This is a genomic window from Flavobacterium sp. B183, from assembly GCF_023539155.1.
Classification (GTDB): Bacteria; Bacteroidota; Bacteroidia; order Flavobacteriales; family Flavobacteriaceae; genus Flavobacterium; species Flavobacterium tructae.
On the sequence record NZ_CP097434.1, the window covers coordinates 5,229,867 to 5,241,688 of the forward strand.

The window sequence follows — 11,822 nt, forward strand, 5'->3', positions numbered from 1 at the left end:
ATCTTCGCGTAAACCTTTGCGCACCTTGTGGTTAAAAAACAGCACAAGAATCATACGACTTCAGATTCTTTCCTTTTTAAATCCCAATTCCTAATTCTTCCAAAAATAAAAAACTCCTGCTCAGATGAGAAGGAGTCCTAAAAAAACAAATCAATTTCTATTTTTTTAATTACAATATTTTTTTCTAGGCCAATCCACGGGTCAGCCAGCCTTTTTTATTGGCTGTAACGATAGCATACGGTGTAATCCAAAACAAACTGAATGTATAAAAAACACTGTACGAATAAGCCCAAAGTGAATCAGCAAAATTATATCTTTTGGTGTAAAACAATACCGGAAAACTCGATACGATTAAAATCGCTAAAAGTGTAGAACTTAAAAACAATATCGGATGTACCGCGATGAAAAAGAACATAAAAAACATAAACGGATACGCCATAATCATCTTCATAGATTGACTCACAAATAAAAGACGTGCTCCAAATTTAGATTCACTTCTGAAATCTGTAAAAACATACTTTGCCATAGCGATGTTCTCACGCACATTACTTCTGCTCCATCTGATAAACATCTTATACAATCCGGTATATTCTTCCGGCACGTTGGTCAATACATAAGCATTTCGCTGAAACAACACATGCTGCCCTTGTCTCAAAATCATATTGGTCATGGCACGGTCTTCACCAATGTCCGATGGCTGTCCCATAAAAGTCTGATTGATCCATTCGTCCAAACAAGCAAAAACCGAGGTTTTTCTGTAAGCTGCCGCTGCTCCCGGAGTACAAAGCACAGACCCTAACTGACTTTCGGCAGAACGCATAAACTCAAAACTCATCACAAAACTCACATTCAGCATTTTTGGCAAGATTGCTTTTTTGCTATTCAGTACATGAACATTTCCAGCTACTGCACCACATTTCTCATCTACTACAAACGGACTCACTAAGTTTCTTAAAGTATCTTTTTTTACAATTGAATCACTGTCTACCGTAACAAAGATTTCTCCCGTTCCCAATTCGAATCCACGGTGTAAGGCATGACGTTTTCCTCTATTTTCAGGTTGCTGAAAAATCGTCAAACGATCTCCTAATTTTATTTTTGCTTGCTGCATCCAGTACCAGGTATCGTCTTTACTTCCGTCGTCAACCGCTAATATTTGCATTTTTTGCTCCGGGAAATCACTGTCAGCCAAACTCATCAAAGTATCCCAAACCAGTTTCCCTTCATTATACGCCGGAACAATCACAGTACAGGTTGGCAACATTTCGTCCGAAACGGATTCGATTGGTTTATAAGTAAAATACAAGTATAGATTGTACAGGAAAACTCCGGCCTGAAATACAAACAATACACCTGCGAGTATCAGGAAAGGAAATCCCCAGCTTGAATTTATTCGCTCCAACTGAAACTGATCGAAATCGGCTTGCAGCTGATAAGCAGTATAAGCCCCAATAAACATTAGGATAAATGTACTTACCAGTACAAACAACCCCGTCTTACTTTTGGTACGCTCGCTTACTTTCTTTGAAGTTGCATTGGCGTTACTAATACGAAAAATGGAACTGTTTAAGGCTTGTTCGGTATTAAGATCTGGATTTGAAGTATAAAACTGTTCTGATGTTAAGGTTTCACTTTTCATATGACATTACTTTTGATTGCTTTCTAATGGCTCTTATTTAATTCTTTCCCTCCGATGCTACATTTTGATTAATGGAGAGAATTTTATACTAATGCCATTTTGCAAGCGTTATGCCATAATTATTCTTTTACTGATTTCTAATGAATTAGCGGTTTTGCGTCATTTTCAAGTGTGTAATTATTACACGTTTTCGTATACAGTATACAGTTTTTACTGGGGTTTTGGGAGGTTTTAAGTTGAGGTTTTAAGTTGAGGTTTTGTGGCCTTTGAGCATGACGAAGTTTAGAAATAACGTTTTCTGGTGTTTATTATTGTTATCCTGAGCGAAGTCGAAGGATTTTTGGAATTTAGACCTGAACGATAGCGAGCAGGCGAAGCAATTTGGGAATTTATAATTTTGGAATTTCTTTTTCTGGAGCTATTTCCGGCCATCCTCTATATCTTTTCCTTGCTAAAGGAGCAAGAAAAAGGATACCGCTTCTGTCCGGGCTAGGGAAATTTCACGTAAAAGAAGTTTTTATGGTACAAAATAAATCGTTCTAATTAAAAGTCCATCTAAACCAAATTTTGTTTACTCCAAAGATTATAATATTCCGATTCCTGATTTAACAATTCAAAATGATTTCCTGATTCGACGATCGTTCCGTTTTTCATAACCAATATGGTATCTGCATTAGCAATTGTACTTAAACGGTGGGCAATAACAATGATTGTTTTTCCCTGAGTTTTAAAATTATCGATCACCTCTTTCACCATTTTTTCAGAGGCTGTATCTAATGATGCTGTGGCTTCATCCATTAATAGAATATCCGGATTTTTGTATAATGCTCTAGCAATGGCAATTCTTTGTTTTTGCCCACCTGACAACATAGCTCCATTTTCTCCAATTTGTGTTTCGAATCCGTTTGGTAATTTCTCAACAAAATGAGTTATTCCCAGCTGTTTGGACAAATCCAAAATGCTTTGAATATTCGGAAACGAATCGCCTAAAGCAATATTCTCGATAATATTTCCGGAAAACAAATTAAGCTGTTGGGGAATAACTCCTATCACTTTTCGCAAACTCTGGTAATGAACAAACTGTGAATCATATTCTCCAATATAAATCTTACCTTCTTTGATAGGATACAAATTTTGCAGCAATGAAATTAAAGTTGTTTTTCCACTGCCGCTTTCTCCTACTATTGCTGTTGTATGATTCTTTTTAAATACTGCATTAAAGTTTTTAAAAACTTCCAGACGGGATCCATATTTGAAAGAGACATTTTCAAACCTTATATCTCCTAAATGCTCTTTCTGTAATTCTATTTTATTTTCTGTTTCTTCTCTTTCCAGATCCATAATTTCAAAAAGCCGGTCTGCTGCAATTAAGGCATTCTGAGCTGTCTTATTCATGTTGATTAAAGAAGCAACCGGAGAAGTAAAATAACCAATCAAGGCATAAAAAGAGAATAGTTCTCCCGGAGTAATGGCTCTGTCGATTACATAACCCGATCCGATCCACATTAAAACTATAGTAAAAGCCGAAGCTAAAAATTGTGTAGAAGTTCCTGCAAAGATTCCATTTAAACCTGATTTGTAGGTCGTAAATAACAGCTTCACGAATTTGTTTTCCGCCTTTAGATTAGAAAAATCTTCGATTCCAAATTCCTTTACTGTCCTGACATGGGTAATACTTTCGACCAATTGTGTTTGCAGTTCGGCAGCAATCTCCATGATAGTTCGTTCCACTTTTTTGTTGAATTTATTTAAAACAAAATAGATCATGGCGTAAAACGGAATCACCAAAACAATTACCAAGGCCAGTTTCCAGTAATACGTAAACATTAATACAAATGAAAAAACAACAATAAAGAGGTTGACAATCATTTCAATGGCTACTTCGTTTATAAACGAGCGAATTTTTACCGCATCACTTATTCTTGAAGTAATTTCCCCTATTTGCATGGTATCAAAAAAGCGCTGCGGCAAATGCAGTAAATGTTTATAGTACCCCAGAATTAATTTTGCATCGATTAATTGTCCCGTTTTCATCACAAAAACACTCTTTTTGGAGCCAATATAGGCTTGCAGCAAAATTATTGCTATCATAGAAAGGCTCAATAAATTAAGCAGTTTTCGATTACCATCTACCAAAACGTAGTCTGTTATTTTTTGGATGTAAACAGACATCGCCAATCCCAAAATGGTGAACAAAATGGCTCCAACCAGAGCCTGAAGTAAGATCGTTTTATGGGGTTGGATTAAATTCCAAAACCTTTTTAAGGGTGCTATTTTTTCGTTTACTGTTTTAAAATCTTCATTGGGAGCAAAGAGAATCAATACTCCTGACCATATTTTCTGAAATTCTTCGAAGGTATAGTTTTCCATTTTGCCTAAACCCGGATCCATGACCGTGATTTTAGATTTCTCTACTTTATAAAGTACCACGTAATGCTGTAACTGTTCTTTGATGACAACATGTGCAATTGCCGGAAGCGGAATTTTATCTAAGGCATCTAAACCGCCTTTGACGCCTTTGGCAGTAAAACCCATTTTTTCCGCGCCTTCAATGATCCCTAAAACATTGGTGCCACGCTTATCGGTATTAGCAAACTGGCGTATTCTAGCTATAGGCAGATTAACTTTAAAATGACTTCCAATAGATGACAGACAAGCAGCGCCACAATCTTTAACATCATGTTGTTTTATTTTTATTGAACTCATTTTATTTGTTATTTGCTCTTTGTTTTGGGTTTAACCAATTGTCTATTTTGTCAAATAACAAATCAAACAAACTTCTTCGGGTAATTATGTATCTTGCTGTTAAGGTCATTCCTTTGGAAATGTTCGCCTTGTAACCTGACTTAAGTTGCAAGGTTTTTGAGTTTAAAGCGCATCGCACCTTAAAAAAAGCCTGATCGTTTTGCAGCGTAATATTACGATCAACATCAATCACTTTTCCTTCTAACAAACCCCATTGGTTGTAGTTGAAGGCATCTATCTGAAATTTGACTTTCTGATTTCTCTTAATAAGACCGATATCATTGGGAGAAACATTACATTCGACAATAAGATGATCTGCCGATGAAATGGCTGCGATAGATTGGGAAGCATTTATAAAGGAGCCTTTTTGAATACCTGAATAGTTTTCGATTGTTCCGGAAACCGGAGCCAAAACAACATAATTATTCGATTCTGCATTTATCTTAGCGACAGCGCCATTCAGGTTCTTTAAGCGATCTTCTAAATCTCTCTTTTGGTTTTCCCAGGTTAATTTTTGCTGACTTATGAAACTTTGCAAGGCTTGTTTGGACAGACGTAATTCATATTCAAGTTTTTCAAAATCGGCCTTGGCAATAATTTCTTTATCATACAAAATTTTATTGCGGTCAAAATTGATTTGTGCCTGCGTGATCTTACTTTGCAATTCATTTTTCCCAGACTGAAATTTCAATAGATCCTCTCGTGCTGTAGTGGTCAATAAATGATTCGTTTTATTCTGCAAAAGTACTGAAACGTCTCTGAGCAGTGCTGAAACAGATTTTGATAAAGTATCCTGAGTCCTTTTATCACTCTCCAAATTTTCTTTAGCAATTTTTAAAAGTGTGTCTCCTTTTCGTACAACTCCGTTATTCTTTAAATTGATCCAATTCACCCTTCCACTAACCATCGTTGCAACAGGTACATTATCGGTTCTACTGCGAACAATACCACGACTCTGACTGCTAATATCCACTTTGATAACAGGCAAAAGTGTCAAGAAAACAATGATAAACAAAAGGATAACAAAATAAATAGAAAAGCTCCTGGTTTTATTTTTAGCAATAAGATTTTCCAGCGTGTTTATTGGGTCTGAACTGAAGTTCATTCTTCTTTTATTTTTAAATATGTCTTCACAAATATAAATATCTGTAAAACCGCATAAATCCTATAACTCCATATATCTGCTTCAAAGCCAAAAACATCATAACCAAATCTTGGTTCAATAATAGATTTAATTAAATGGACAACTGCAGCCGCAGACATCACAATGAGTAATATTTTAACTATTTTTGTTTTCAACTTTTGATTTTATTAAGTTGCATGTATAGATAAAGAAGTCATTTTTTACTATTAAAAGCTTAAAAAACAACTCCTTTTCATTCAGTAAAAAAACGAATCTTATGATTAGAGTGCAAAAAGAACGGAAACAGTACCAAATAAATTAGCACATTGCTTAACTGTTTTAGCCAATGCTCTTCCCATTCGATACCCCCATTCTTCGGAAGAACCTCCTTCAATATTCAACATTTTAAATTCGTTTAACTCAATTAAATTTTCCATACTCCTTTTTAATTAAAGATTGTCTAAAAATCCGTTAATGAAGCCTTTTGCAAATTTGAATACCTCTCGACCTGCCCACATAGTACCTCCTGTATATGGCATAGTACCACCTTCAATTTCTTCTACTTCCTGAGCACTAAGCTCTACTAAATTCAAATTTTCTAAATTCATAATTTCTAAAATATAATTAAGGTAATAAATAATATAAAGCCGCTCCGCACACGGTCCCTGCAAAGTAAAACATCACGGGAAAGAATATTAGTGCATAAATTACGTACGCTATTTCGTTGTCTTTTTTACTCAAAAAAGTCTCATTTGTTACATTATTAGGTTTCATATTTCTCCTTTTTCATATTCAAAATAAATGTTTAAAAAATTCTTCAATACTATCCCATTTGTAAAAAATACATAGAAGGAAAATGAAAAGGATTAATTTTTTAGCCACGATCTTAAATTCTTTCTTTTCAATATTTTTAAATTTGTCTCTCATCGTTTATTTATGTTTTCTTTTCATGAATATAATTACTAACCAACAAGTTTAAGGAAAGTAAATTTTCATGATAAAGACAGTCCCATTATAAATTGTGTGTGCAATTAATGTCATTAAGAATGAGCCCCTTACATTTCTACCCGTTACATACAAACAAGCCAACAACATCCCTGCAACAAAAGCAAAGAAGAAATAAAAAACATTATAGAGATGTGTTGAGGCAAAAACTAAAGCAGATACTAAACAACAATACTTGAGTGCTATTTTTAGGCTTTTGCAAATTTCAATAACGCCGTACTGGAACAAACAAGTCTCAAGAAGCGGGCCGACGATAACAAATAAAACTAGTTTTTCATTAATCGTGTAATTTTCATTAAACCCTTTGCCTAAATCACTACCAAAGAACTCTGCAAGAACGCTAAAAGTATAACTATTAAAAAGGTTTAAAAGAATTACAACTAATACAAGTTGCCATTGTTGAAGATCTTGAATGTTTTTTTTTAGTTTTGAGATCATATGCTATTGAATTCAATAAAGAGACTGTTTAAAACAGCCTCTTTAGATTCTACAAAAAATCATTTTTTAAATTACCATCTTTGGGCAACTTGTGGCTCAATGTCTCGCAAGGAACGATACAAAGAACCGGCTGCGTAGCCAATTCCATAGGCAACATCTCCCCAAAATCCTCCTGCATCTATTGATACCATTTCACTTAACGTTAATTCACTCAAATTCAATTCATTCAAATTTTCCATTTTCTTCATTTTTTATTATTTACTAATGGCTGGCGGCTGCCCAACCTTCTCTAAATCCTTTTTTAATTTCATCCCAATGATCAACAATTTCAGCACCAACCCATCCCCAAAATCTGTTGCCTGCTTCAATTGAAATGAGCTCCTGAGCATTAAGCTCAACTAAGTTTAAATTTTCTAAATTCATAATTTTAAAATTTAAGTGGTTAATTAATAACTTAAACAAAATCATCTTCCCTAGAATCGTTCTATAAGAACAGACTTACTATACTTCTATCTAATAACATTGGACAGAAGTACTAATTTTTCAAATAACTCCAGAGATATGTAAGTCAATACTTTCTAACTTTTGTTTTTCACAGAGACAATAACCCCTAAATAGATCTGAAAATCATTACAAAGAGAAGGGGCTTCAGGAATAAAACCATTCGTTTTATAAGACATCCCTAAATTAAAATATGCTGATGGTTTCGTATCACTTTTCCCTTTTGAGAATCTCATCGCTAATTCAGATTTCACGCCAAATCCGACTTCTTTTACTTTTGTTCTAAATTCTAAATTTCTCGGTTGCTCCCAAAAATCTAGTGATGAATTCAATAAAAATTTATCTTTGAGGAAAGAGTAATTATACAAGCCAATACCACCTGCTAAAAAAGTATAACTTTTGTTGAAGTACTGCCTGAAATAAGGGTTAAGTTTATATTTATCGCTGATCTTTAAATAAGCGTTTTGTTCTATAAAATCTCCGAAAGGTGCCAAAGAATAACTAACCGAAAAATTTCCGGTGACAATATCTGAAAGCTTATAATTTCTACTTTTCCAAAGATTTGGATTCAAAAAATTAACTAATGACATGTACCCTATCCTCCTTGCATATAATTTCTCTTCTGTAGTTAAACCTCCTCTTTGAGTATAACGATAAAACTCCATAGATGGTCTGTGCAAATGCCGAATCATTCCGTATATATCATGTCCAACAATATCACGATCAAGTTCATTACTGTCAGCTTCTTTAATTTTCGTTTTTGAATCATAGAAACTGGTCAAATAATAAAATTGAGTAGCCAATTTTCTTATTACATAATCTGGATACAGAACTTTATAATCTTCTTCATTAAAACTAAAGTACCTATCTGATTTTCTCAAATAAGCATAATCTGATTCCAGTCCGGCTGTATGAAGTCTAATGTAACTGGGAAAAGAGTTATTCCTTAAATTGACAAGCGTTTCATTGGTTACTCCTGTTACCTTAGCTACTAAATTTTTATCTATAAAAGGTTTGCTGATACTTCCTATCCCTAGTTCAGAAAGTACAGACTGATGACCCGCTTCATGGGTAATTGCCTGTCCAATTAAAGAGGTAAAGATCAATAATCCTGTTCCGTATAATTTTTCTTCTTTTTTTGTATTCTGTGGATTGTTTATTTGCCCACCTATAAAACGAATAGAGTTTAGCATTACGTCGTTGCTTTGATCCATGATAAATAAGTAAGACTTTCCTTCATACAAATTATAATTATAGTACTTTGTTTGAGCACTATTTATAAACGGCATTATTAGAAAAACAATAAGTATTTGTTTCATAAATTACTAAAATAATTTTTCTATAAAAATGACTATTCACTATTTGCGTTAGAACAAAAAAACATTAAAAATTAAATGCAAAATAGTAAGTAGCTATTTTCTTAATTAAATATTATTAATCATACTTTTTATTACGATTATAAGCCGCTTAAAAGCAAAAAAAGGTCCTTTTTTGACATTAATCCAAAAGATCAAGAAGCAGACGTGTTCCCAAGGCAACTAAAAAAACTAAGCCCCACATAAAACCTCCAGAGATTGCCGCTTGTTCTTGGACAGATATTTCTGTAACCCCAATTTTATCTAAATCTATCATAACTTATATTTTTAAGTTGTTAACATATATGCAATAGCTCCTATAAGAACTCCTACAAGAATTTCTAAAAGAAACCCTCCTTCAATCTCTTCCATTTCCTGAGCATTAAGCTCAACTAAGTTTAAATTTTCTAAATTCATAACTTTAAATTTTAAAGTGTTAATTAATTCTGCGGTTTATTTTTCCCAAAAACATTATACAAACCATACAGGGAATTTTACTTTGTATTTTAATCCAATTATTGATTTTGAGAAATCATGAGAAATGTGGAAGTCGGTATTAATAACATTCCCCCACCTTTTACTATTACACTAAAAAAACTTTATGAAATGTAAACTTTCTTTGTATCTTAAGTTTTTTCATTTAGTCATATTACTGCCTAGCATAAACAATTTCACATGCTCTTGATATTCCCATAAGGTCAGCATGACCAGAAAATCTAATAAATTCGCCAACTCTATAAGCAAAAGTAACTCCACCTGAAATTTCTTGTGCTTCACTAAATTCTAATTCCATTAAATTTTCCATAATTTAATAGTTTTATATTTAAAAATAGCTTTTAAAAAACTCTTCAATAGTATTCCATTTTGAAAGGATATAAAAGATCAAAACAAAAACAATAATATTTATAATATTTTTTTTAAGTTTCTTTCTGTCAATATTTTCAAATTTACTTTTCATTGAATACTTTACTTTAAATGTCAATTTGCAATTAATTATATTGTTATGATTTCTCTCAAAAATTACAACAGAAAGAAATACGAATAATTCCTTTATACTTTTCGCTCTTTCGCTCTAATTCTAAAATAAGCATAGATAAAAAGAAAAGAAAATATTAATTTATAAATTCTATAAACCCAAATATGAACTACAAAAAAAAATAACTCTTGTACGCCATCTTTAAATAATGATGTAATGAATCCAATACCAAATAATATTCCCAGAATTAAAAAACCATATGTAGATAATTTCATAAGATGCGATATTTTTATATTAGTAATAGTGATAAAAATTCAATCACTACAATTACTTTTAAAAAAAAGTACTAAGTTATTTAATGTGTGGTTGTCTTTAAGACAACCACACATTAACTTAAAGCATAGATGCAATACAAAGTACACATGCTGTTACTAGGAGAGCCTTCCCTGCATAATGACCAATCTGATAGGCTATACCATCATGCCCCCCTTCAATTTCAATTAATTCATTTAAATTAAGTTCTGTTATTCCAATAATATTTTCCATATTTAAAAAATTATAAGTTTGTAATAAATTTAAAACGCATCTAATAGTCCCCTAAAAAAATCAATCATTTGATGAGATAAATATGGTGCGGGATTATGACTACTGTAAGGTGGACATCCCCCTTCTACTCTCAGTATTTCATTACCATTAAGCTCAACTAAATTCAATTTTTCTAAATTCATAATTTTAAATTTTAAAGTGTTAATTAATTCTGCGGTTTATTTTTCCGCACCCTTGTTTTTTTAGATTCATTACTTTTTTGAATCATGGTATAGTAATGGCCAATTACATTTAAGAAAACAATCTAATTCTTGCAGTGACGTCGAATTGTAAAATAGTATCTATTTTCCTACCAAAACTAGGTAAACACTTCAATACTTACAAAAATAGAATATCGAAATTCCTGAATTTCGATATCAAAATCAGAAATACCACACGAATTCCGATACAATACACTAAAAGTCAACACATTACAAATACAAAGTCATACTAATTTTTAATGAGTTTCATTGCTGCTTTTTAGCAATAAACTATACTTTTGTAAGAAAAAAAAAGAAAAAAAAATAATTATGATTTCTTATATGCACTACAATCTCAAATTTTTATTACTCTTTACAACTCTACTATGCGCACAAAATCCAAAAAAAGACCTTATATATAACACACCCTATTTAATTCTAGAAAAAGAGAACCTGATACAATCACTCACCAATGATCAAACCAAATCATATTGGAGTATTGGTGTATTATTTCTATTGGTAATTATTACAACATTTTTTGGGTTTTATCAGTATCGAATCAAAAAGAGACAGTCATCTCAATTTGAAAAAATAATAGATAAATCAACGAATAATGAAATACAAACCGTTGAAATAAATAAAAAAGAAGCCAAAACAGCTAAATCTGGAATAGAAGGTATTGGCATTAATGAAGAATTAGTGGAACAGATATTAAAAAAACTAACTCACTTTGAACTAACAAAAGGATACTTATTATCAAGCATTACCGTTCAGTCGCTTTCTGATACTTTTGAAACTAATAGTAAATATATTTCCAAAGTAGTCAATAGCTGTAAAGAAAAAACATTTGTTCAATATATTAATGACCTAAGAATCGAACATGCCTTAGAATCTTTAAAAAAGGATCCCAAATTACAGAAATATACCATTCAAGCATTGGCTATTGAGTTCGGCTTTAATAATGCTGAATCATTTTCTGCCGCTTTTTATAAAAAATCCGGTATTAAACCTGTTTGTTTTATAAAGCAACTCGAGAAATTAAGCGAAACATAACCAACTATAAATAAAAACAAAACTTCATTATCAGAATCCATTAATTAAAGGAAGCTGTTAATTTTAGGTTCTGCAATTTTTCTTATCAAGCCATATCCATATGATGATTAACAGGCAATATACTTTCAAACAAAGAACCTATGAGCTTGTTATCTATGATCATTTGTATTGCTATTATAAAACGTTATGTTACAAAAAGTAA

17 protein-coding genes are annotated in these 11,822 nt (G+C 32.3%); 2 read left to right on the forward strand and 15 right to left on the reverse strand.

Going from position 1 to position 11,822, the window contains the following annotated elements; genetic code table 11:
• Positions 1-184: 184 nt before the first annotated feature.
• The 15 genes from M4I44_RS21340 to M4I44_RS21405 form a co-directional block, all read right to left on the reverse strand.
• Complete coding sequence (locus tag M4I44_RS21340; RefSeq protein WP_249966050.1) at positions 185-1,639, reverse strand: glycosyltransferase family 2 protein; 1,455 nt, start codon at positions 1,637-1,639, stop codon at positions 185-187.
• 555 nt (positions 1,640-2,194) lie between these two features.
• The gene (locus M4I44_RS21345; protein WP_249966051.1) at positions 2,195-4,345 is read right to left on the reverse strand and encodes a peptidase domain-containing ABC transporter; all 2,151 of its coding nucleotides are present in this window, start codon (positions 4,343-4,345) and stop codon (positions 2,195-2,197) included.
• A gap of 1 nt (position 4,346) precedes the next feature.
• Entirely contained in the window at positions 4,347-5,489 is a 1,143-nt protein-coding gene (locus M4I44_RS21350; protein WP_249966052.1) for an HlyD family secretion protein, read from the reverse strand.
• Complete coding sequence (locus tag M4I44_RS21355) at positions 5,486-5,683, reverse strand: hypothetical protein (protein ID WP_017495323.1); 198 nt, start codon at positions 5,681-5,683, stop codon at positions 5,486-5,488. The genes M4I44_RS21350 and M4I44_RS21355 overlap by 4 nt, the downstream gene beginning before the upstream one ends.
• 105 nt (positions 5,684-5,788) lie before the next feature.
• Positions 5,789-5,944: a hypothetical protein gene (locus M4I44_RS21360; protein WP_249966053.1), complete on the reverse strand. Its 156-nt coding sequence runs from the start codon at positions 5,942-5,944 to the stop codon at positions 5,789-5,791.
• 12 nt (positions 5,945-5,956) lie between these two features.
• Positions 5,957-6,100, reverse strand: coding sequence for a hypothetical protein (locus M4I44_RS21365; protein ID WP_249966054.1), 144 nt, complete (start codon positions 6,098-6,100; stop codon positions 5,957-5,959).
• 382 nt (positions 6,101-6,482) lie between these two features.
• Positions 6,483-6,950, reverse strand: a complete 468-nt coding sequence (locus M4I44_RS21370) for a type II CAAX prenyl endopeptidase Rce1 family protein (RefSeq protein ID WP_249966055.1) — start codon at positions 6,948-6,950, stop codon at positions 6,483-6,485.
• A gap of 261 nt (positions 6,951-7,211) precedes the next feature.
• Entirely contained in the window at positions 7,212-7,373 is a 162-nt protein-coding gene (locus M4I44_RS21375) for a hypothetical protein (protein ID WP_017495317.1), read from the reverse strand.
• Positions 7,374-7,528: 155 nt separating this feature from the next.
• On the reverse strand, positions 7,529-8,770 hold the full coding sequence (locus tag M4I44_RS21380) for a hypothetical protein (RefSeq protein ID WP_249966056.1): 1,242 nt from the start codon (positions 8,768-8,770) through the stop codon (positions 7,529-7,531).
• A gap of 178 nt (positions 8,771-8,948) precedes the next feature.
• Entirely contained in the window at positions 8,949-9,083 is a 135-nt protein-coding gene (locus M4I44_RS22550; protein WP_017495315.1) for a hypothetical protein, read from the reverse strand.
• Between the two features lie 11 nt (positions 9,084-9,094).
• A complete protein-coding gene (locus M4I44_RS21385; protein WP_017495314.1) occupies positions 9,095-9,223 on the reverse strand; it encodes a class IIb bacteriocin, lactobin A/cerein 7B family in 129 nt (42 codons plus the stop codon).
• Positions 9,224-9,455: 232 nt separating this feature from the next.
• The gene (locus M4I44_RS21390) at positions 9,456-9,611 is read right to left on the reverse strand and encodes a hypothetical protein (RefSeq protein ID WP_017495313.1); all 156 of its coding nucleotides are present in this window, start codon (positions 9,609-9,611) and stop codon (positions 9,456-9,458) included.
• Between the two features lie 245 nt (positions 9,612-9,856).
• Positions 9,857-10,057 (reverse strand): hypothetical protein, encoded by a 201-nt coding sequence (locus tag M4I44_RS21395; protein WP_017495311.1) that lies wholly within the window; start codon positions 10,055-10,057, stop codon positions 9,857-9,859.
• Between the two features lie 118 nt (positions 10,058-10,175).
• Positions 10,176-10,328: a hypothetical protein gene (locus tag M4I44_RS21400; RefSeq protein ID WP_017495310.1), complete on the reverse strand. Its 153-nt coding sequence runs from the start codon at positions 10,326-10,328 to the stop codon at positions 10,176-10,178.
• A 29-nt stretch (positions 10,329-10,357) separates the two neighbouring features.
• Complete coding sequence (locus M4I44_RS21405; RefSeq protein ID WP_249966057.1) at positions 10,358-10,510, reverse strand: hypothetical protein; 153 nt, start codon at positions 10,508-10,510, stop codon at positions 10,358-10,360.
• A 387-nt stretch (positions 10,511-10,897) separates the two neighbouring features.
• Between M4I44_RS21405 and M4I44_RS21410 the strand changes: the two genes are divergently transcribed.
• Complete coding sequence (locus M4I44_RS21410; protein WP_249966058.1) at positions 10,898-11,620, forward strand: helix-turn-helix domain-containing protein; 723 nt, start codon at positions 10,898-10,900, stop codon at positions 11,618-11,620.
• Positions 11,621-11,690: 70 nt separating this feature from the next.
• Positions 11,691-11,822: a hypothetical protein gene (locus tag M4I44_RS22665; protein ID WP_371923049.1), complete on the forward strand. Its 132-nt coding sequence runs from the start codon at positions 11,691-11,693 to the stop codon at positions 11,820-11,822.